Origin of the sequence: Nitrosomonas sp. PY1 (assembly GCF_022836435.1) — a bacterium.
GTDB lineage: Bacteria > Pseudomonadota > Gammaproteobacteria > Burkholderiales > Nitrosomonadaceae > Nitrosomonas.
Window position 1 is genome coordinate 1190320 of sequence record NZ_BQXC01000001.1, and the last position, 22181, is coordinate 1212500.

A 22181-nucleotide genomic window follows, 5' to 3' on the forward strand; every position below is an offset into this window, starting at 1 on the left:
AATGAAAAATAAGTAGTGGCTTACTTTATGCTGATAATGGGCAAATTAGAGCGCTTATGATGCGGTAAGAGCTTGAGATGTAAATGTATAATAAATTATTCATCTCGCTTGCTTTGCTTGTTGATTAGCTCAAATGTTAGATGATTCAATAAAGAATAAAAATCAATCGGTCGGAATTTATGAAAATTGCAACCTGGAACGTCAATTCACTCAAAGTAAGATTGCCGCATGTCGTAGATTGGCTAGCCAGTCATCAACCTGAAATCCTGTGCTTGCAAGAAACGAAGTTAATCGACGATAACTTTCCACACGACGAAATCCGCGCACTTGGTTATCACTGTTTGTTTAATGGACAAAAGACTTATAATGGCGTAGCGATTATAAGCCAGCAATCCGGGACTGATATGGTTTCCGATATTCCACAGTTTTGCGATGAACAAAGGCGAGTCATTGCTGCCACATATGGTGATTTACGGATTGTTTGCGTCTATGTACCTAATGGTGAATCGTTGGAATCACAGAAATATCAATATAAATTACAATGGTTACATGCGCTTAAAGGCTGGCTAGAGCAAGAATTATGTCAATATAGCCGATTGATTGTATTGGGTGATTTTAATATTGCACCCGAAGATCGCGATGTCTATGATCCCGATGCCTGGCATGACAAGGTGTTATGTAGCGAGCCGGAACGCGATGCCTTTAAACGGTTGCTGAGCATGGGGTTACAAGATAGTTTTCGTTTGTTTGATCAAGTTGAGAAATCCTATACGTGGTGGGATTATCGTATGATGGCTTTTCGTTTGAATCGAGGATTGCGAATTGATCACATTTTGATTAGTGATGCATTGGCTGAAGATTGCGTAGCTTGTACTATTGATAAGCAACCACGAAAACTAGAGCGGCCTTCGGATCACGCGCCAGTCATTGTTGAGATTGTTATCAAGGGGTAGGTTTTGTAGAATCTTGTTTTTTTTCGACTAGGCCTTGCATTTCGCTGCGTAATGCGTTGAGACTATTTTCTCGGGTCTGTATTTCTTTCCGAAGGTGTTCGACTCGATCAAGATATCGTTGATAGTTACGTTCACTACCTAACCGATCAGGAACACCGTCCTTATACTCTTCCTTGACTTCATTCAAACGTTTTTCTTCTTCGGTGATTTTACTTTGCAATTGACTACGTTGCTCTTCAAATTTCATTGATTCTCTGCGTTGTATGATGCGCTCATCGATACTGCCGGAGTTTGTTGGGGGAGGCATGACCACGATAGGCTGCAGGTCAAGTTGTTTTGCGTTGGTGGAAGGAATATTGGAATAAGTGACTTTGCCGTTTTGATCGACGTGTTTGTAAATACCCGCTTGTACCGTATTAATAAGTAAAGTGGAACCAATCGATAGACAAAATACGAGGAATTTGTTTTTTAGCATGGTACCTATTGGGTCACAAGCGGCATTTAAAAAATTATAATCTGGAAAGTTCTTTTTTTAGAGCAGAGATGTTTCGTTGATGCAGAAATAACTTGCTTTTAAGTTGCGCAATTTTACCGTCTTGAAGGTTATCATCGCTCTGGCTGATTTGCGATAACGATTGCTTAGTATCGGAAAGCAGTTTGTTCTCAGTGTGCAATTCTTTTTCTAGGATTTGTCGCCGCGTTCCATCGCGCTCTTTCTGAGCATTGTTTTTAATAGTGCTGGGTGCATTGACTGGTTTTTGGACTAAGGTATTTGCGGTATGAGTATTGGCACTCCCGGAAAAAGAGGCAAGATTGACTTTCTGCGCATGACGTGCCGGACGATTGGTAAACGTAACATTGCCATCTTTGTCGACTAGCTTGTAAATTTCTTTTCCAGCGACTGCAATGGATGCAAATCCCAAAAGCGTTGTTACGAAAATTACAGATAAGTCTATGATTCTCATATCATTTAACGAAGATTCTATGAGTTAGAATGTCTAATATCTATGGTGTCAATATATCAACTTTTTCTTGAGTGTAAAGTAAAAAATAGCAAAAGAAAACTTCCTGATATTACAGCTTTAAAAAAATTAATGGTGTATTACAAGCTATAATACAGTTCAAATTCAACTGGATGCGTGGTCATACGCAAGCGTGTAACTTCCGCCATTTTAAGTTGAATGTAGGCGTCAATCATGTCATTGGAAAAAACACTGCCACGCGTCAGAAAATCGCGATCTTTATCTAAACAATCGAGTGCTTCATCTAATGACGCACAAACGTTTGGAACTTTAGCAGCTTCCTCAGGTGGTAAGTCATATAGATTTTTACCCATCGGATCACCAGGATGTATTTTATTCTGAATGCCATCTAGTCCGGCCATCATAAGCGCGGTAAAAGCTAAATAAGGATTGGCCATTGGGTCGGGAAAGCGTACTTCAATGCGCCGTCCTTTTGGGCTGCTGGTATGAGGGATGCGAATAGCGGCTGAACGGTTACTGGCTGAATAGGCTAAATTGACAGGTGCTTCAAAACCGGGAACCAAGCGTTTATAAGAATTAGTGCTGGGATTGGTAATAGCGTTTAGCGCTTTGGCATGTTTCAGAATACCGCCAATATAGTAAAGCGCCAATTCGGACAAACCTGCATAACCATTTCCTGAGAAAAGATTTTTGCCATCTTTCCAAATAGATTGATGCACGTGCATACCGGAGCCATTATCACCGACGATCGGTTTAGGCATAAATGTGGCGGTTTTACCATACGAGTGCGCTACATTGTGTACGACATACTTTAGTATTTGGCTCCAATCGGCTCGTTTGACCAGGGTATTGAAGTTTGTACCAATTTCGCATTGTCCTGCGGTAGCGACTTCGTGATGATGAACTTCCACGCCAATTCCCATTTCTTCTAAGGCAAGGCACATAGCGGAGCGTATATCCTGCAGTGAATCGACAGGTGGAACGGGAAGGTAACCACCTTTTACAACCGGGCGGTGACCTGTATTGGCGCTATCGTATTTGTTGCCGGAACTCCAAGCTGCTTCTTCAGATTCGATTTTTACCGAGCATCCCGATATATCAATGTTCCAGCGAATCGAGTCAAAAATAAAAAACTCCGGTTCCGGGCCAAAGTAGGCCACATCACCGATACCAGTTGATTTTAAATAGGTCTCTGCACGTTTTGCGAGCGAACGAGGATCGCGGTTATAGCCTTTTCCATCTGCGGGTTCAACTACATCACAGGTGATGAACAAGGTGGGCTCATCCATGAATGGGTCCATATTGGTCGTATCTGGATCCGGCATTAGCAGCATATCAGAAGCTTGAATACCTTTCCAGCCACCGATCGAAGAACCATCAAACGGATGACCGTCTTCAAACTTATCGGCATCAAAGGTGTGTGCAGGTACGGTAATATGGTGTTCTTTACCATTCGTATCGGTAAAGCGCAGATCAACAAACTTAACATCATTGTCTTGAATTAATTTCAAAACATCAGCTACAGCCATTTTTTTCTCCAAAGAGCATTGTGCAATGCGTTCAACAAAGAATTAAAACGTGTGATTATACCAGCATGTCAGCGTAAATGATTTGTGTGCGTATCATTCTGTGCAATAGCACTGTAAAAGTCGTCTTTTTTTGCATGAATTAGGACTATATAAGACAGAATATTGTAAGATCGCGAGCAGATGAGCAGCAAATTGTGTTGTGCTGGATTGTCGTTAAATCGTTGCATCGTTGAATTGGAAGAACAATAGTGTTTGAATTTTGCCCGCATGTCCAGAGCGCTTAGTATTCTCAATAAGATTTTTGGTTATTCGTCTTTCCGTGGGCAGCAAGCAGAGGTAATTGACTATGTTGCCACAGGTGGTGATTGCTTGGTTCTCATGCCGACCGGTGGCGGAAAATCACTGTGTTATCAAATTCCTGCTTTGCTACGTCCGGGTGTTGCGATTGTTGTTTCTCCCCTAATTGCATTAATGCAAAATCAGGTTGCTGCATTGAATGAAATGGGTGTGCGTGCTGCAGCGTTGAATTCATCACTGTTGTTTGAGGAAGCTGCACGGATAGAACAACAGTTATTGGCACAGCGCTATGATTTATTGTATATCGCGCCAGAACGTTTGTTGGCGCCCCGGTTTTTGCGTCTTATCGAGCGAACGCCCATCGCATTGTTTGCTATTGATGAAGCCCATTGCGTTTCGCAGTGGGGACATGATTTTCGTCCTGAATACGGCCAATTATATGTATTGCATCAACGTTTTCCTTTGGTTCCGCGAATTGCTTTGACTGCCACGGCTGATTTGGATACGCGCCAAGAAATCATTGAGCGGCTGGGATTGAAAGATGCCAGGGTATTTATCGATAGCTTCGATCGCCCCAATATTCGCTATCAAGTAGTCGATAAATCCAACAGTCGTATGCAGTTGCTGAATTTTATCCAATCGCAACATGCGAATGAAGCTGGAATTGTATATTGTGCTTCACGTAAAAGGGTTGAGGAAATTACAGCATGGTTGGCCGATCAAGGTATGCGAGTAGTTGCTTATCACGCCGGTATGGAAATGTCGCAACGTCGGTCAAACCAAGAAAGATTCTTGCAGGAAGAAGGTGTGATCATGGTGGCGACTATCGCTTTCGGGATGGGAATCGACAAGCCAAATGTACGTTTTGTTGCGCACTTGGATTTACCAAAAAGTGTAGAAGGTTATTATCAGGAAACGGGGCGAGCGGGGCGTGATGGTCGTATGGCTAATGCTTGGATGACATATGGATTGAATGATGTTATCAATCGTCGTCGTATGATCGAAGAATCCCAAGCACATTTCAAATTTAAGCAAGTTGCAGTGCAGAAATTGCAAGCAATGTTAACGCTATGCGAAGCCACCACATGCCGTCGTTTACAAATGCTGCGTTATTTTGGTGATAATACGGTAACCGAGTCGTGCGGGAATTGTGACGTTTGCTTGAATCCTCCGCAAGTATGGGATGCAACGATTGCTGTACAGAAGGCGCTTTCATGTGTTTATCGCACCGGACAGATGTTTGGTGTCGGGCATTTGGTGGATGTTTTGCGCGGTAATTTAACCGCACATGTTAAAGAGTGGCAACACGACACCTTAAGTACTTTTGCAATCGGTGAGGATTTACCCGGAAAAACCTGGCGATCGATATTCCGCCAATTGGTCGCATTAGGGTTATTGACAATCGATAGCGAAGGTTATGGTGTCTTACGTCTTACAGAGGCTAGCCGCGTAGTACTGAGAGGAAAGCAAACAGTGTATTTACGTTAAGATAAATTAGATAAAACGATATTCATCTTTCCGTATAAATTAATAGCTGTAAGCTCGATAAATTTCACAGTCGTATGATATGAAGCGAATTACCGGGGATTGCTCCGGTTTGATGGGTTTATTTTTACTTCTTCAATGATTTGCGCGTCTTCAATCACGCTGGATTGTTTAGAGTGAGCGGATGATGCGGCATCGCCCCAATCTTCCTCAGCGTGTTCTTTAGAGCGATTGAATTGGTTATGTTTTCTGCGTAACCACCAGATTCGCGCGCCTATGAAAGTTGCGGCGGCTGCAAATAGGGCTAGAAATGCGGCAAAAAAGAAGAAGCCGATCATGGTCATCACGATCGCCGCAGGGATCAGTAACGCATAAGTAATCCAGCGGTTGGTAGAGAAAATGGGGGGGCGTCCGGTTGCATTGGTTCCCGAATCATGAGCATCATTACTCAATATTCTGTGGATGATAATTCTTCTTGGGTCGTGGTTCATTGCATTAGCTCCTCTATGTCAGCGATGGTTTTAGGTGCTGCTGCGGTTAATATATGGTGATCGCTTGCAGTTACAACAACATCGTCTTCTATTCGAATACCGATATTCCAAAAATGTTCCGCAACTTTGTCATCTGCTCGAATGTAACATCCGGGTTCTACCGTCAAAACCATGCCTGATTGCAATGCGCGCCATGCACCGTATTGCTTATATTGACCTGCATCATGTACATCCATACCTAACCAGTGCCCGGTGCGATGCATGTAAAAACGTTTGTAGTCCTCGGATTCTAGCACGGCATCGAGGCTGCCATGACACAGACCTAAATCAATAAAGCCTTGCGCTAAAACTCGTAATGCTGCCTGATGCGGGTCATTCCATAGATTTCCTGGTTTTACCTGCGCAATAGCAGCGGTCTGTGCATTTAACACCAGTTGATAAATATCCTTTTGCGCCGCAGAGAACTTTCCATTGATTGGAAAAGTGCGGGTAATGTCCGAAGCATAACCATGCAATTCACACCCGGCATCAATCAATAACAAATCACCGGATTTCAATTTTGCAGTATTTTCGACATAATGCAATACACACGCATTGGCGCCACCGGCAACGATCGACGTGTAAGCTGGAAAGCGGGCGCCTAGCCGATTGAAGGTATAAAGCAACTCGGCTTCAATTTCGTATTCGTATTTATCCGGCTTTGTTGTTTGCATGGCGCACTGATGCGCTTGTACGGAAATGTTGGCAGCTTCTTGTATTACTTGTAGTTCTTCGCTGCTTTTGATCAAACGCATTTCATCCAGAATAACGCGGCAATCTGTGATTCTTTCCGGTGCCATCACGCCAGTGCGGATTTGATCGCGAACTTGATTCATCCAGCGGATTACCCGTTGATCCCAGGAGGAGTCATGCCCCAATGCAGTATAAATAACCGTTTGATTTGCTAGTAAAGTGGGCAGTATTTCATCCAATTGCGTAACCGGATAGGTTTCATCAAAACTAAAGACTTCTTTGGCTGCTTCAGGGCCATAGCGATATCCATCCCAGATTTCCCGTTCTTTGTCTTTCGCGCGGCAAAATAGAATATGTTTTTCCGGTGCCTTGTCTGTCTTTGCAACGATAACTAGCACTGCTTCTGGTTCGGTGAAGCCACTCAAATAATAGAAGTAGCTATCGAAACGATAGGGGTAGTGCGCGTCACGATTACGTATTCGTTCTGGTGCCGTTGGAATGACCGCAATCCCCGTTTGCATATGCTGAGCAAACAATTGACGACGTTTAAGATAAGATTGAGTGGGTATCGTGAAGGTTTGCATAGTCATTAATATGAGTAAATGGATCGGTTATGATTGTGCCTGTGTTTTCAGGCGATTGTCCAATTGTTGCAGGCGTTCAGGGGTACCTACATCGATCCATCGACCAGGAAAGTATTCGCCGGTTACCTGGTTATTTTGCATAGCTTGGCGTAACAGTGGTGCCAATTTTGCAGCTTCACCTGATGCAACGGTATGAAAAAATTGCGGTCGGTACAGACCGATGCCACTAAATGTAAGCCTCTTTGTTTCTGCTGAGGTAACATATCCATGCTGCAAAGAAAAATCACCCTCTGGATGATGTTCGGGATTATCTACCAAGATAAGATGCGCTAACCTTTGTTTTGTATGTGCTTGCATGCTATCCAGTGTGGCGCGTAGTAGCGCGTAATCAAATTCGCAATAAATATCGCCATTCACTACTAGAAAAGGCATTGTTTGTTGAGGATTGCTGAGTAAATGCATTGCATTGGCAATGCCGCCGGCTGTTTCGAGTACGGATGTTTCCGGTGAGTAGCGAATATGAATGCCATATTGGTTGCCATTTCCCAAAGCCTCTTCGATCATTGCGCCGAGATAAGCATGATTGATGACAATATCCATAAATCCTGCACGTGCCAGATTAAAAATTTGATATTCGATCAAGGCATATTTGCCAGCTTTCAGTAATGGTTTGGGTAAATTATCGGTTAACGGGCGCATGCGCTTTCCTTGTCCGGCTGCTAGGATCATTGCACGGTAAGGATTATGGCTAAAATGTGTAGCCAATTTTTGACTCTGGGGTTACAGGATGCAATTCATCGAGTAAACTTAACAGTGGTCTTAGTTCGTGATAACGATCACAGGTTTTTTGCAAGTATTTTAGTACCAGTGGCATGTCATTGAGATAATTGGATTTATCGTCACGATAATTGAGTCGAGCAAAAATGCCCAATACTTTTAGGTGGCGCTGTACACCCATCCATTCGAAATCTCGGTAGAAGGCTGAGAAATCGGTTGTTACAGGCAAATTTGCTTGGCGCGCTTTTTCCCAATAGCGGATTACCCAATCGAGAATATGTTCTTCATCCCAACTAATATAAGCATCTTTTAATAGGGATACCAAGTCATAGGTAATTGGGCCAAGAACCGCATCTTGGAAATCAATAATGCCGGGATTGGGCGAGGTTACCATTAGATTGCGCGAATGATAGTCGCGATGGACTAGCACTTTGGGTTGGGCGAGATTATTTTGCAGGATTTGATTAAAAATATTTTCTAGCATCGCTTTTTGCTTGGTAGACAAATCAGCTTGTAGATGTTTGGTAATATACCAATCGGGAAATAAGCTTAATTCCCTACGTAATAATGTTTCATCGTAATCTGGCAAGCTGAGGGCTTGCAATGATAATTGCATTTTGACTAATGCATCAGTTGCATCACTATACAATTGACTAGCTTGATCGGTATCTTGCGTCAGTATTTGCAGGTAAGTTGTATGACCAAGATCGGAAAGCAGTACAAATCCCTGCGCTAAATCGTATGACCATATTTTGGGTACATGCACTCCGGTTGCCGCAAGCATGCTGGCGACTTGTAAAAAAGGCTTACAGTCTTCTTGCTGGGGAGGAGCATCCATAACTATCCAGGTCTTATCGTCTAGAAACATACGGAAATAACGGCGGAAGCTCGCATCAGCGGATGCTGGCTGCAAAGTGAAATTTCTCTCTGGGAATTGTGCTTTAAGCCAGCTTTCTAATAGATATTGACGCTCCATAAGTGTATCTTATTGGGTAATGAATATGAGGGAAGCTAAGAAAGTCATCAAATAAATTTTAATGTTTTAAACTGGCATGGCAGAATAGACCATCCATAACAATAGATTATGGGATTTTATCACGGTGACCTATGGCTAATGCACGAAATTGGTATATCAGTATGATAAGAATAGAGGAGAATGTTAATGTTAAATAAAAATGTGATCGATGAAATCAACGCCAAAGTAAGCGAAATTTTTCATAACAGCCCCGTAAAAGATATCGAGAAAAATGTTAAGGTATTATTGTCAGGTGCCTTTACTCGCCTTGATTTAGTTACGCGCAGTGAATTTGAGATTCAGCAGGAAGTCTTGCAACGCACTCGTGAAAAATTAATCATTCTTGAGGCTAAAGTCGCTGCATTGGAAGAAAGAGTTAGGCAATCGACATCGCACTCTGTCGATGCAAATAATGCGACAGAAATACGGTCGCATCAATAACGCGCGTATCGGCCTTATTTGCAAAACTAATATTAAACCTGCTTTAAATTATTTGCAGGCGTAGCGCCTTATGTCACTTGCTGTATTGTATAGCCGGGCTTTATCCGGCATGAATGCACCGTTAGTGACAGTCGAAATTCACATCGCTAACGGGTTGCCAAGCTTTACGATCGTTGGCCTTCCTGAAACGGAGGTCAAGGAAAGCAAAGACCGAGTCAGATCCGCACTGCAAAACGCTCATTTTAAAATCCCTGCACAACGGATTACTGTTAATTTAGCTCCGGCTGATTTACCTAAAGAAAGCGGTCGGTTCGATTTGCCGATTGCATTAGGTATTCTGGCAGCTACGGGACAGATTCCTAAAGAGCAATTAGATCGGTATGAGTGGGCTGGTGAATTAGCATTGACTGGAGAATTGCGTTCGATTCGCGGGGCTCTGGCGATGACCTACCATGCTTCTCGTTCTGGGCGGAGCTTTGTTCTGCCTGAACAAAATGCAGTTGAAGCGGCATTGGTAAAAAATGTTACTGTTTATGCAGCGCAATCATTGTTGCAAATATGTGCGCATCTGTCTAAACAAAAAGTGCTGCCTGTTTTTCAAAATACCGCAGATACTGGGGCTGTTATTGAGAATCAGCATTTTCCCGATTTTGAGGATATTAAGGGACAAGCACACGCTAAACGCGCTTTGGAGATTGCAGCTGCGGGTCGGCATAATATTTTAATGACAGGCCCGCCAGGTACTGGAAAATCCATGATGGCAGCTCGTTTTCCTGGAATTCTACCACCGATGACTGAAGAAGAAGCATTGGAGTCAGCGGCGATACAATCACTCAGTTATGGGAGTTTTAATATTGCTGAGTGGAAACGCCGTCCTTTTCGTGCGCCTCATCATACCGCATCAGGAGTTGCGTTGGTTGGCGGTGGTAGCCACCCACGTCCGGGAGAAATTTCGCTTGCTTTGCATGGCGTGCTATTTTTAGACGAATTCCCAGAATTTGATCGTAAGGTGTTAGAAGTGTTGCGTGAGCCGCTGGAATCAGGAAAAATTACGATCTCTCGCGCAGCACGCCAGGCAGAATTTCCTGCCGATTTTCAATTGGTCGCTGCTAGTAATCCGTGTTTCTGCGGTTATTTTGGCCACCCGTCAGGCAAATGTCAATGTACCCCTGACCAAGTTGCGCGTTACCGTGGAAGGATTTCCGGTCCGTTACTGGATCGAATCGATATACAAATCGAGGTGCCGGCAGTACCGCAAAACGAGCTTATGCATCGGAGTACGGTGAGTGAGAGAAGTAGCGTAATCCGGGCGCGTGTGATGGAATCGCACCAGCGGCAATTGACACGGCAGGGCAAAGCTAACACGCGCTTGAGTGTCAAAGAAATCGATCAATATTGTGCTCTCGATACGGTCAGTGAAAACTTGTTGAAACAGGCTATCAACCGCTTGAATCTATCTGCACGCGCGTATCATCGCATTCTGAAAGTCGCACGAACGATCGCAGATTTATCGGGAGCTGAGAAAATTAGCAACCAACATATTGCCGAAGCAATTCAATACCGAAGGTTGGATACCGCGTTCCACTGAACGTGTCATTGAAGTTGGTTGTACATTGCTTCCTTCCGTGGCAGCCAACACCAGAGTGGCGCCATTGTTCTACCAATGTTTCTTTGCTCTGTTCCATTGATAAAGAGCTGCTGCAAAGATATTGTAGAAAACCTGACATATTTGCATCACGATAGGTATGCCAAACAGTCTTGATTTCCATGTTTCCGTTGGAGAGTTACGCCAGATTGCCAGAAATGCATTAAACCCAACTTGAAGATCACCGTTTTCATCGACGACATGAAGGCGCTTACGTACCAATTCAAGCTCAGAATCTATCTCTGACACCAAGCCATTATCCTTGTGAACATCATTCCACTGAATCTCACAAACGCTATCCTTATCCATTTGCCCTTCTATCCCTGCTTTGCAAACTGGACAAGCGGAATTGTAGTAAACCTTCATTTTCGGCTTGTTGCGCATGATTTTATCCGTAGAGATATCGCCTGAGTTAGCGGATCTGTAAGTGACACGGCTTGAAGACGAGTTTTAGGTTAAACCTCTCGCTGTGTCTTAGTTCAGTCGCACGGGATGCCAACTATACAACTATGCGCATAGGTACTCCCGTGCCAGATTGTGCAGATTTTAGCGCATTTCCCGTCTTCACTCCGCCTAAGCAGTCTTTGGAATTCGGATCGACATTTATAGCAGCCACACCTTGGCTGTTTGTGCTAGGGTTGCAGCCTGTAGTTCCGCATAGAGTCAGCAATATCAAGAATAAAAGTCTTGATGACATGTCATTTGAGCGCTCATGCAATGTATACGACATCGGATGTCATATAAAATTGTCTTTTGTCGGATGATTATAAAACACAGAGGTTAACTACTGATTTATAGGAGTCAGAGTGTAAGTTAGTACGAGACTCTATGCAAACAATTTGATATACGCCACCAAAAACATATTTTTCATGGATTCAATAAACACGCGGGTAAGTAAATATGGATACACATCACAAGTGTCATTTGTATTTGCTGTGTTATTTATATTCAATTGTCGGAAGATAGTGGCAATTTATTAGAAAATAATGATCTTTATTCGTAATCCGCCAAAGACATTGAGAGGAGGGCCTGGTTCGTAAAAACGACCGAGTGCCGCATTGATACGTGTATTGGCATTATAAGGTGCATCGAATAGGTTATTGATGCCGAAAAAAATGGCGCTTTCAAACCGGTTATTTTTGGCTTCCCATCCTAGTAATAATTGCCCTAAATTATAGGCGTGATTGCTTGCAGTATTGATGTCGTTGACAAAAAAATGACCAACACGGTGTACATGAAGTTGCCCGAAAAAGCCAAAAGGGCTGGTGTATTTGATCAGACCTTCCCAGCGATGAGTGGGAATTCCGGGGAGATTGTTTCCTTTTAAATTAGTGTCATTAACAACATATTTTTCAAACTCGAAATTAGAATATGTATAGCCGGCTTCAGCATGCAAGCCTTGCCATTGCGGAGTTACTAGGCGCGTTTCAACGCCAATCCTCCGCGATTGACCCGCATTGCGAAAAAATGCACGGCCTGGTGAAGAAGGCAATTCGAATGGCATGATTTCATCCCAAGTATGAATAAAAAATGCTGCTGCATCATATTGGAATCCAGCGATATCACCACGTAATCCTAATTCGTTACTTAGTGATGTTTGTGCGTTTAAACTGGAGTTGAATCCGCCCCTGCCATTTGGGTTGTTTAATAATTCGGTTGTCGTAGGTGCTTCAAAAACTGATGCGACATGCGCATATGCTTGGTGTTGTGGGGCAAAGTGATAAACAACACCTGCTGATCCACTGGCTTGTGATACTGTGCGCGATCCCGATTGGTTTCCATCTATTTGATATTGATCCTTGGCTTGATAGCGTAACCAATCCCAGCGGCCACCGACGACCACATCGAATTTATCACTGATGCTCCATTCATTACGGAAAAATGGCCCAATGTTTTGCACGCGTTCGATTTGATTTAAATTGATAATGCCTCGAACGCCAGAATTATTATTGAAGCGCTGCCGGTCATCGTTTTGCATGCCATAATCCACTCCAGCTAGAAACCGATTAGGCCGCTGAAATAACAGTCCGTCCGAGGTAAACTGCAACGCCAAACCGCCTACCCAACGGTCAAACTGTACTTGCCCGCCATCCATAAATGGTTGACGACTATTAAAGTCGCGGTGTAACCAATGTGCGACAAGTGATATTTCTTTACCGGCAGCAGGCTTGATGCGGAAACGGGCACCCATTTCCTCTTGTCTGATTTCTTCGCCGGCATTGAACTGCATGTTTCTCGCAGACGCTTGCCGGGGATTGTTCTGCACTTCTGTTGCGGTTAGTGCACCGGCGTCTTTTGACAAAGGGGAATAAAATTCACGAAACATCAACATCAAATCCGATTGATCGCTGGTCTTAAAATTTAATTTGATTTGCGAATTCGTGTGTTGCATCGCGCTGTGGTCGCGCCAACCTTCTTGTTGCAAATGCGATCCAAATACCGTGTAAGAAAATTTTCCCAATTGTCCGCCCATGAATAATTCGGATTTTAGATAACCATACTGACCGAAAACCTGGCGTGGCATAATGACAAATTTTTCGGATGGTGCTTCGCGTGTGGTGATGTCGATCAAACCTCCTGAAGCATTACCATATAAAGCTGCCGATGGCCCACGAACGATATCCATGCGTTGAATCAACGAAGGGTCGATTGAGTCCAATTGCGTTTGCCCATCCGGTAAAGTTTGCGGAATACCATCAACACGCATTTGTATACCTCGTACGCCAAAGGGTGAGCGTGCACCAAAGCCGCGAATCGCAATGCGGAGATCTTGCGCGAAATTATATTGATTTTGGAAAAATACTCCCGGCGTATTTCGAGCAAATTCATCCAGCGTCGCGCCCGGTTGATATTCTTGCTGGGGATAGCGGTTGATTTGCGTAATACTGTTTGGAATCTGCGTTGGCGAGCGATCGCTCCGTGTCGCTGTTACATCGATTGGATTGAGCATAACTGGCTCGGCATTGCTATTGGTATTGGATGCAAATATAGCTAAGTTAGCGAGAAACCAAATAGCGATGATTTTAAAGTGTGATTTGCGATGACGTAGCCAGTGGCTGTAGTGATTTAATGCGCCGCATGGATTATCCTGAAATACTTTAAGAGCTAGAAATATTTTTTCCATGCCGTACAGTTATTTTGCTCGAAAAGGCTTGCTATCCATTCAAATTTGATAAAGTGGAAAAGCGCTGATCGCAACAAATGACGATATCACAGCATGATCTTCGAGTTGCGCTTCAAGCTGGTTATGTTTGCAGTAAATCATCTCGAGCGCAGCCTAGCAATACCTTAAGCATGAGAACGAAGACGAGGGTGAGCGTTGCTTACTAATAGCAGTAAAAATTTAAGAGGCACCGGAAACGACTATAAGGGAAGCTAAAACCAAATGTCAACTTTACGTAGTTAAAACGCGTTTCAGAATAGAGAGCGCAATTGATCAATAGAGCTTTACAAGACAAAATTTTCTCTTTTCTCTTTAAAATAATAAAAATTATTCAACTAAGCGAAAGCTGACACAACACTTTTTAAAGATCTGGTGGGATAGAGCTATTTGGGTTAGCGGTGTTTATAGTAAACTCTCGTTTCGCTTGTTAAAATTCAAATTATTAGAATAACTGATTACATTATTAATTTAGGATCGTTCATGAATACCGAAGATTTTCATCCCCCAAAAGCAGCAAAAATATTTATGCCACCTCAGCGCGTACTCATGGGTCCAGGACCCTCCGACACGCACGCGCGCGTATTAAATGCGATGGCACGGCCGACACTAGGCCATTTGGATCCGGTTTTTACCGAAATGATGGAAGAAATTAAGGAATTGATGCGTTATGCCTTTCAAACTAAAAACCGCATGACTTTCCCAGTTTCTGGTCCTGGATCGGTTGGCATGGAGATGTGTTTTGTCAATATGATCACCCCTGGCGATAAAGTGATTGTGTGCCGAAATGGCGTATTTGGTGGCCGCATGATTGAAAATGTCGAGCGTCACGGTGGTATTGCGGTTGTCGTCGATGACCCTTGGGGAGAACCTGTTGACCCGCAAAAGGTTGAAGATGCCTTGAAAAAAAACCCTGATGCCAAAATTGTAGCGTTTGTGCATGCAGAAACATCTACGGGTGCCTCTTCTGACGCTAAAACATTGTGTGAAATAGCACGCCGATATAACTGTTTAACCATTGTTGATACGGTTACTTCGTTGGGAGGTACGCCGATCAAAGTAGACGAATGGGGTATTGATGCGATTTATTCAGGTAGTCAAAAATGCTTATCTTGTCCGCCTGGATTATCGCCTGTAAGTTTTTCTGAACGCGTCACTGAACTCGTTAAAAATCGTAAACAGAAAGTACATAGCTGGTTCATGGATATCAGTTTGTTGTTGAATTACTGGGGATCTTCGACGCGTACTTATCATCATACTGCACCAACCAATGCGCTGTATGGCTTGCATGAAGCGTTATTGATGTTAGCCGAAGAAGGACTTGAACATTCTTGGGCGCGTCATCATCGTAACTATCTGGCTTTGAAAGCGGGATTTGCGACCCTAAACATGCAATACGTGGTGAAGGAACCGTATCGCTTACCGCAGCTGAATTCAGTTTTTGTGCCAGCAGGTATTGATGAAAAAGAGGTCCGCCGTCGCTTGTTGGATGATTTCAGTCTTGAAATTGGTGCTGGATTAGGAGATTTTGCCGGTAAGGTATGGCGTTTTGGTTTGATGGGGACATCCAGCAAAATTGAAAATGTCATGTTTTGTTTGAATGCTCTTGAGTCGGTGTTTACAGCAATGGGTGCAAAAGTCGAGCGTGGATCCGCCGCTTCGGCTGCACATCGTGTTTATGCTGAAAATCCTATGGCGTAATTCAAAGGGGAATATTAGCTTCGATATTGTATTGCTTTTTGCCTGCTTCCTGATTTACGGTCAGACGGGCAACTACTAAATCTAGCTAGGTACATGGCTATGGATTTATTTCAAAGAACGATAGTGGCGATGCTGCTATCGTTCGTGGTGGCTTATGCTATGGACTACTGGTTGATTAATGGCAGTAAAAAATGGAAGCAGTGGGGATTCGATCATCCAAATGCACGCTCTCTTCATGTAACACCAGTTTCTCGTCTCGGTGGAATAGGCTTGTTTTTAGGGGTATTGGCCAGTTGGTCGTTTTTTTCGCTAGCTTTACCCAACATGATTTGGGTTGGATTGTGCTTGTTATTGATTGCGTCAGTGCTTGATGATATCAAGGGCTTGCCAGTTTTGTTGCGCTTGTGCTTACATAGTTTTGTTGCTTTGATTTGTGCGGTCGATCTATTTTTTTCTGAGGGTAGTGGGTATTTCGCAGCGATAATTGGTACCGTTGTCATTGTGTGGGTGATTAACCTCTACAATTTTATGGATGGCTCGGATGGTTTAGCAGGAGGAATGACTGTAATTGGGTTTGGTAGTTATGGTTTATTTGCCTATTGGGCAGGATATGAAAATTATGCCTTAATGAACCTTTCGATTGCAGCTGCGGCATTGGGTTTTTTAATCCACAATTTTTCTCCAGCGCGTATTTTTCTGGGTGATGGCGGCGCAATTCCTTTGGGTTTTTTAGCAATAGTAATAGGAATTCTGGGATGGGAAGAAGGTGTCTGGCCGCTGTGGTTTCCATGGCTGATATTTTCACCTTTCATTGTAGATGCTACAGTTACTTTGATTAAACGTGTATTTCGTGGTGAAAAAATTTGGCAAGCGCACCGACAGCATTATTATCAAAGCATGGTGCAGAATGGTTTCGGTCATCGTAATACTGCGTTGTGCTGGTATGGTGTAATGTTTCTGGCTGGTATCAGCGCAGTGTGGGCTGCACAGCAGGATAGTTTTGTGCAATACGTGACTTTAATGGCTTGGGGCGCCATTTATCTGATGTTGTTATTTATTTTCGAATCGACACAAAAATTCCGCGGTAATCGAGGATAGTATGTTCATCAGTAAAATAGATATTCGCACGATCATTGCTTTTATGCATGATGTTGTCGCAGTTGGATTCGCCTGGTGGCTCGCTTATCTATTTCGTTTTAACTTTGACATTCCTTCGTCGTTCTCAGTGATACTAATCAGTATACTTCCGTGGATTATATTAACCCAAACCAGTTTTTTTTTATGGTTTGGGTTGTATCGAGGGGTCTGGCGTTATGCGAGCTTACCTGACGTCAAGCGCATCGTCATTGCGGTATTAACAGGAACAGTATGCGTCTTGGTAATGCTAGGACTCTTGGATCAATTGCAGAATATTCCCGGCTCAGTCAGTGTATTGGCTCCTTTATTACTGCTACTTATTATGGGGAGTGGTCGTCTAATCTATCGCGCGTGGAAAGAACGCCGTCTCTATGGTCTGGAAAATTACGAAGCTAAACTGGTGTTAATTATCGGTGCAGGCCGAACGGGTATTAATTTGGCAAAAGACCTGGCCAGAAGCAGAGATTGGCATGTCGTGGGTATGCTTGACGATGATTCACGAAAATTTGGTGCGCGCCTTCAGGGTATTCGTGTACTTGGTAAGATTAAGGAATTACCCGAATGGGTACAAAAACTGAATGTGGGACATGTGATTATTGCTATACCTTCGGTGTCTCACCGTATATACCGTCAAGCGCTGGAGATGTGTTCCGAAGCGAGGGTAAAAGTCATGACGGTCCCATCGTACTCAGATTTAATTAGCGGTAAGGCCGTCGTATCAAAAATTCGCGAGATTGAATTAGATGATTTGCTCGGCAGAGAGCCGGTAATACTGGATAACGATGGGCTACACGAGTTGTTGTCGAAGCAAGTCATTTTAGTTACGGGTGCGGGGGGATCGATTGGATCCGAGTTATGTCGGCAGTTAATGGTTTTTAATCCGGCTCGAATTGTATTTGTAGAGTTAAATGAGTTCGCATTGTATAGCGTTCAGGAAGAATTTTCCGCGCGTTTCTCAAAAGAACAATTAGCTTTCGTCATTGGCGATATTAAGGATCAGGCGCGAATGACGGAATTATTTTCGCAATTCCGGCCTTCGGTTGTTTTTCATGCAGCAGCCTATAAGCATGTACCGTTGATGGAGGAAGGTAATGGTTGCCAAGCTTTACTGAATAATGTTTTGGGAACTTATATCGTTGCTAAGATTGCACAAAGCTTCAGCGTAAAAAAGTTTGTTTTGATTTCCACTGATAAGGCGGTGAATCCGATCAGTATTATGGGAGCAAGCAAGCGTCTTGCCGAAATGGTATGCCAAGCATTGCAGCAATCGAATGATCTCAAAGGTACTGAGAAAACCCGTTTCGTGATGGTTCGATTCGGTAATGTTTTGGGAAGCACCGGCAGCGTCATTCCGAAATTTCGCGAACAAATTGTCGGGGGAGGGCCGATTACCGTGACGCATCCCGATATGACGCGTTATTTCATGTCTATCCCTGAAGCGACGCAATTGGTTCTGCAAGCGGGGCTCATGGGAGGAACGGAAGATGGTGGGGAAATATTTGTTCTGGATATGGGAGATCCAGTAAAAATCGTCGATTTGGCCAATGACTTGATTCGTCTCTCAGGATTGACGGAAGAAGATATTCAGATTAAGTTTACCGGACTACGTCCTGGTGAAAAAATACATGAAGAGTTGTTGTCAACGCATGAAAATACTTTACCTACTCCACATGAAAAATTACGCATTGCGCAAGCTAGACAAGTTGATGAGGAGTGGTTAGAAGATTTATTGGCTTGGTTGTTAAATGTAAAAGTGCTTAGCGATGCAGATGTTCAGGAGCATTTAGCAAAATGGGTACCTGAGTACACGTATCGAAAACTCGACTAGTTTAAGAAAATACAAAAAAATAATCAAAATGTTAGTAGTGTTCCTTTATTCTGATTGTTTTTTAGGTTCTTTCTTAGTTCTAAAGCTGTCGTAAATCATCAGCGCGGTGCCGATAAAAATTGCTGAGTCGGCTATATTGAAAGCTGGCCAGTGGTAAGTTCCGACATAGAAATCGAGAAAATCTACGACATGGCCTAGCATGATTCGGTCATACAGATTGCCGATAGCTCCACCCAGTATTAAGCTTAACGCCCAACAGAACAGCTTTTCAAGTTGATATTTGTTGAGTAAAAAGATAATGACAATCGCCGCAACACCTGCAATACCTGATAAAAACCAGCGTTGCCAACCCGACTGTTCACTCAAAAAACTGAATGCGGCACCTGGATTGTAAGTCAGAACTAAATTGAAAAAACTGGTCACTGGAATTTGTTCACCAAACTGCAACATTGATTCGATCCAGTATTTGCTTGTAAGATCAAGTGCAAGTACGAAAAAAGCAATTCCTAGGCTGATGTAAAGCTTCATGATTTAATTTCTGATAAGCAACAGAGTTAGTAAAATATCACCGAAAGATTACTGTAGAATCGTAAATGATCTGTAGTTTAAGCGTAGCGACGCTTTTCACCTTGGCCATATAGGTTAGTGATGCAGCGTTCGCAAATCGTGGCATGCTCAGAATCGCGCCCGACATCTTGGCGGTAATGCCAGCACCGCTCACATTTCTGATCACTGCTGGCAGTTACCGTAATTCTTTCGAGCGTTTTATCGTCGACACGCTGCAATTTGACTTCGGATACAATGAACACGAAACGTAAGTCGTCTTGCAAGGAATGCAACAGTTCAAAGTCTTCATGACAAGCATAAATTTCAGTGGTGGCGGCGAGAGAAGAACCAATCTCACCTTTTGTTCGTGCATCTTCTAATTTCTTAAGTACCTTGGCACGTAACGTGCGAATACCTTGCCAACGTTGTTGTAATTTATCAGTATCATGCTGTTGTGGGAAAACATGCCATAACTGAAGCAGTATGCTACCTTCCGTGTCGCCGGTAAGGTGTTCCCAAGCTTCTTCAGCGGTAAAACTCAGAATCGGAGCAAATAGTCGAATTAAGCTATGCGCGATATGATGCAGCGCGGTTTGTGCCGAGCGACGTGGTAATCCTTGGGTTGCTGATGTATATAAACGATCTTTAAGTATATCTAAATAGAATCCGCCTAAATCTTCAGAACAAAAATTGTGGAGTTGGTATGTCGCTTGGTGAAACTCATAGCGCTGATAGCTTTGTGTCAGCTTTTCTTGTAAGTCTGCAGTTAATGCTAGCATATAGCGATCGATTTCAAGGCAATCACCGATTGGAATCGAATCTTTCTCAGGATTAAAATCGGTGAGGTTGGCCAATAAAAAACGTAGCGTATTACGGATGCGTCGGTAGCTTTCTACAACACGTTTGAGAATTTCTTCGGAAATAGAAAGTTCCCCGGAATAGTCAGTCAAAGCTACCCATAAACGTAAAATATCCGCACCGGAGGTATCCATGATTTTCTGTGGTGCAATGACGTTACCCTTGGATTTGCTCATTTTGTGACCGATGCCATCAACGACAAACCCGTGTGTCAACAGAGCGTCATAGGGCGCGCGACCATTCATTGCGCAACTGGTCAGTAAAGAAGATTGAAACCAACCACGGTGTTGATCGGAGCCTTCGAGGTATAGATCGGCCGGAAATTGTAGTTGCGAGTTGTTAGCGATAACAGTTGCGTGCGTAGTGCCAGAATCAAACCAGACATCCAATGTATCGGTCAGTTTTCTGTAGCAATCGGCGTCACTGCCAAGCAATTCGAGTGGATTCAACGCAAACCATGCTTCAATACCATGTTGTTCAACTTTTTGTGCAATCTGCTCCAGTAATTCCAGAGAACGAGGATGCATTTCATGGGTATCTTTATGCACAAAAAAGGTCATCGGTACACCCCAATTGCGTTGACGAGAAATACACCAGTCAGGGCGGTTTTTGATCATTGCTTCCAAGCGTGCTCGTCCCCACCCAGGATAAAAAGCCGTTTGATCGACAGCCTGAATTGCCAGTGCGCGTAAATTTCGATCGTTTTGGTGGTTGTGTTGATTCATACCGATAAACCATTGCGGCGTGGCACGAAAGATAATCGGCGTTTTGTGTCTCCAGCAATGCGGGTAGCTGTGCTCAATTTTCTTCAAACAAAACAAATTTCCGTTGGTTTTCAATGTATCGATTACAACATCATTGGCTTTCCAAACGAGTAATCCACCGACCAATGGCCAGTGATCGAGAAACTTGCCATTGCCATCAACCGGACTGTCGCTCGGTAGGCCGTAGTTTTGGCCAACAAAATAATCGTCGAGACCATGTGCGGGAGCAGTATGCACAAGACCTGTACCGGCCTCTAACGTAACATGCTTACCACAAATGATTGGTACCGTTCGTGATTCAAAAGGATGATGGAGAACAAGGTGTTCTAATTGCTGGCCTTTGCAGGTAGCTAAAGTTTTACCGCTTAATTCATAGCGTTGTAGGCAGGTTTGTTTGAGTTCATCAGCAACGACCAAAAAACCGAGGGACGTTTCTATCAATGCATATTCAAAATCAGGATGAACGCTGACGGCTTGATTGGCTGGAAGTGTCCATGGGGTCGTTGTCCAGATAATGGAGTAGACCCGTTTTTCGTTAGTAACCGAAACACCAAAAGCTTCATTGAACAAATTTAAATTGCTATCCGCATTGGATAACTTAACAGAAAATCCAACATCAATTGCAGGTGACACTTTGTCTTCATATTCAACTTCCGCTTCGGCAAGCGCTGAGCCGCAATCAATGCACCAGTTGACTGGTTTCTGGCCCTGGTAGAGATAGCCATTTTGATAAATTTTCCCTAGGCTACGGATAATGTCAGCCTCGGTTTTAAAATTCATAGTTAGGTAAGGATTGTTCCAGTCGCCTAATACGCCAAGGCGGATGAAATCGGCTTTCTGGCGCTCCACTTGTTCTTTAGCGAAAGCTCGGCATAGTTCACGAACTTTATCCGCTGGTAAATGCTTGCCATATTTTTTTTCGATCTGATGTTCAATCGGTAATCCATGGCAATCCCATCCGGGAATATATGGTGCATCGAATCCAGATAGGGTTTTACTTTTTATGATAATGTCTTTGAGTATTTTGTTGACGGCATGTCCGATATGAATATCACCATTGGCGTAAGGTGGGCCATCGTGTAAAACGAACTTGGGGCGACCTTGACTCGCCGCGCGAATTTTTTGATAAAGGTTTTTTTTCTGCCATGCACGTAACATTTCCGGCTCGCGGTTTGCGAGATTGGCGCGCATTGGAAAACGAGTATCCAATAAATTGAGAGTTTGCTTATAATCAGTCATGAAAGGTTAATATCGA

19 protein-coding genes are annotated in these 22181 nt (G+C 43.5%); 8 read left to right on the top strand and 11 right to left on the bottom strand.

Annotated elements, in window-relative coordinates:
• The first annotated feature begins 179 nt into the window (after positions 1 to 179).
• The gene (xth, locus tag W03_RS05615) at positions 180 to 953 is read left to right on the top strand and encodes an exodeoxyribonuclease III (protein ID WP_244072041.1); all 774 of its coding nucleotides are present in this window, start codon (positions 180 to 182) and stop codon (positions 951 to 953) included.
• Here xth and W03_RS05620 read toward each other — a convergent pair.
• The 3 genes from W03_RS05620 to glnA form a co-directional block, all read right to left on the bottom strand.
• A complete protein-coding gene (locus W03_RS05620) occupies positions 943 to 1428 on the bottom strand; it encodes a DUF4124 domain-containing protein (protein ID WP_244072042.1) in 486 nt (161 codons plus the stop codon). The two genes, xth and W03_RS05620, sit on opposite strands and share 11 nt — an antisense overlap.
• A 34-nt stretch (positions 1429 to 1462) precedes the next feature.
• The gene (locus W03_RS05625; RefSeq protein WP_244072043.1) at positions 1463 to 1918 is read right to left on the bottom strand and encodes a DUF4124 domain-containing protein; all 456 of its coding nucleotides are present in this window, start codon (positions 1916 to 1918) and stop codon (positions 1463 to 1465) included.
• Positions 1919 to 2055: 137 nt separating this feature from the next.
• On the bottom strand, positions 2056 to 3465 hold the full coding sequence (glnA, locus tag W03_RS05630) for a type I glutamate--ammonia ligase (RefSeq protein ID WP_244072044.1): 1410 nt from the start codon (positions 3463 to 3465) through the stop codon (positions 2056 to 2058).
• Positions 3466 to 3732: 267 nt separating this feature from the next.
• Here glnA and recQ point away from each other — a divergent pair, with 267 nt between their 5' ends.
• Positions 3733 to 5250 (top strand): DNA helicase RecQ, encoded by a 1518-nt coding sequence (gene recQ / locus W03_RS05635; protein ID WP_244072045.1) that lies wholly within the window; start codon positions 3733 to 3735, stop codon positions 5248 to 5250.
• An 89-nt stretch (positions 5251 to 5339) separates the two neighbouring features.
• On the opposite strand, the gene W03_RS05640 is transcribed toward recQ, so the two are convergent.
• Genes W03_RS05640 through W03_RS05655 form a run of 4 tightly spaced genes read right to left on the bottom strand, consistent with a single transcriptional unit; the run spans position 5340 to position 8807 of the window.
• Positions 5340 to 5738 carry a hypothetical protein gene (locus W03_RS05640; RefSeq protein ID WP_244072046.1) on the bottom strand — a complete coding sequence of 133 codons (399 nt, stop codon included), beginning with the start codon at positions 5736 to 5738 and terminating at the stop codon, positions 5340 to 5342.
• The gene (pepP, locus tag W03_RS05645; RefSeq protein WP_375792729.1) at positions 5735 to 7054 is read right to left on the bottom strand and encodes a Xaa-Pro aminopeptidase; all 1320 of its coding nucleotides are present in this window, start codon (positions 7052 to 7054) and stop codon (positions 5735 to 5737) included. The genes W03_RS05640 and pepP overlap by 4 nt, the downstream gene beginning before the upstream one ends.
• A 27-nt stretch (positions 7055 to 7081) precedes the next feature.
• On the bottom strand, positions 7082 to 7819 hold the full coding sequence (gene murU, locus W03_RS05650) for an N-acetylmuramate alpha-1-phosphate uridylyltransferase MurU (protein WP_309296085.1): 738 nt from the start codon (positions 7817 to 7819) through the stop codon (positions 7082 to 7084).
• On the bottom strand, positions 7803 to 8807 hold the full coding sequence (locus W03_RS05655; protein WP_244072047.1) for an aminoglycoside phosphotransferase family protein: 1005 nt from the start codon (positions 8805 to 8807) through the stop codon (positions 7803 to 7805). Before W03_RS05655 ends, murU begins: the two co-directional genes overlap by 17 nt.
• A gap of 186 nt (positions 8808 to 8993) precedes the next feature.
• Between W03_RS05655 and W03_RS05660 the strand changes: the two genes are divergently transcribed.
• Together W03_RS05660 and W03_RS05665 are read left to right on the top strand one after the other, a co-directional pair.
• Positions 8994 to 9287, top strand: a complete 294-nt coding sequence (locus tag W03_RS05660; RefSeq protein WP_244072048.1) for an accessory factor UbiK family protein — start codon at positions 8994 to 8996, stop codon at positions 9285 to 9287.
• 70 nt (positions 9288 to 9357) lie between these two features.
• Positions 9358 to 10875 carry a YifB family Mg chelatase-like AAA ATPase gene (locus tag W03_RS05665; RefSeq protein WP_244072049.1) on the top strand — a complete coding sequence of 506 codons (1518 nt, stop codon included), beginning with the start codon at positions 9358 to 9360 and terminating at the stop codon, positions 10873 to 10875.
• A 69-nt stretch (positions 10876 to 10944) separates the two neighbouring features.
• Here W03_RS05665 and W03_RS05670 read toward each other — a convergent pair whose 3' ends face one another.
• Positions 10945 to 11316, bottom strand: coding sequence for a DUF393 domain-containing protein (locus tag W03_RS05670; protein WP_244072050.1), 372 nt, complete (start codon positions 11314 to 11316; stop codon positions 10945 to 10947).
• A 143-nt stretch (positions 11317 to 11459) separates the two neighbouring features.
• Here W03_RS05670 and W03_RS05675 point away from each other — a divergent pair, with 143 nt between their 5' ends.
• Positions 11460 to 11696 carry a hypothetical protein gene (locus tag W03_RS05675; protein WP_244072051.1) on the top strand — a complete coding sequence of 79 codons (237 nt, stop codon included), beginning with the start codon at positions 11460 to 11462 and terminating at the stop codon, positions 11694 to 11696.
• 212 nt (positions 11697 to 11908) lie between these two features.
• Here W03_RS05675 and W03_RS05680 read toward each other — a convergent pair whose 3' ends face one another.
• Positions 11909 to 14056, bottom strand: a complete 2148-nt coding sequence (locus W03_RS05680; protein ID WP_244072052.1) for a TonB-dependent receptor — start codon at positions 14054 to 14056, stop codon at positions 11909 to 11911.
• A gap of 519 nt (positions 14057 to 14575) precedes the next feature.
• Here W03_RS05680 and W03_RS05685 point away from each other — a divergent pair.
• From W03_RS05685 to W03_RS05695, 3 genes are all read left to right on the top strand, one after another.
• Positions 14576 to 15793: an alanine--glyoxylate aminotransferase family protein gene (locus W03_RS05685; protein WP_244072053.1), complete on the top strand. Its 1218-nt coding sequence runs from the start codon at positions 14576 to 14578 to the stop codon at positions 15791 to 15793.
• 99 nt (positions 15794 to 15892) lie between these two features.
• Positions 15893 to 16891, top strand: a complete 999-nt coding sequence (locus W03_RS05690; RefSeq protein WP_244072054.1) for a glycosyltransferase family 4 protein — start codon at positions 15893 to 15895, stop codon at positions 16889 to 16891.
• A 1-nt stretch (position 16892) separates the two neighbouring features.
• Positions 16893 to 18758: a nucleoside-diphosphate sugar epimerase/dehydratase gene (locus tag W03_RS05695; RefSeq protein ID WP_244072055.1), complete on the top strand. Its 1866-nt coding sequence runs from the start codon at positions 16893 to 16895 to the stop codon at positions 18756 to 18758.
• Between the two features lie 45 nt (positions 18759 to 18803).
• Here the strand turns inward: W03_RS05695 and lspA are convergent, their stop codons facing one another.
• Together lspA and ileS are read right to left on the bottom strand one after the other, a co-directional pair.
• Positions 18804 to 19286, bottom strand: coding sequence for a signal peptidase II (gene lspA / locus W03_RS05700; RefSeq protein ID WP_244072056.1), 483 nt, complete (start codon positions 19284 to 19286; stop codon positions 18804 to 18806).
• Positions 19287 to 19363: 77 nt separating this feature from the next.
• Positions 19364 to 22165 carry an isoleucine--tRNA ligase gene (gene ileS / locus W03_RS05705; RefSeq protein WP_244072057.1) on the bottom strand — a complete coding sequence of 934 codons (2802 nt, stop codon included), beginning with the start codon at positions 22163 to 22165 and terminating at the stop codon, positions 19364 to 19366.
• Between the last annotated feature and the right edge of the window lie 16 nt (positions 22166 to 22181).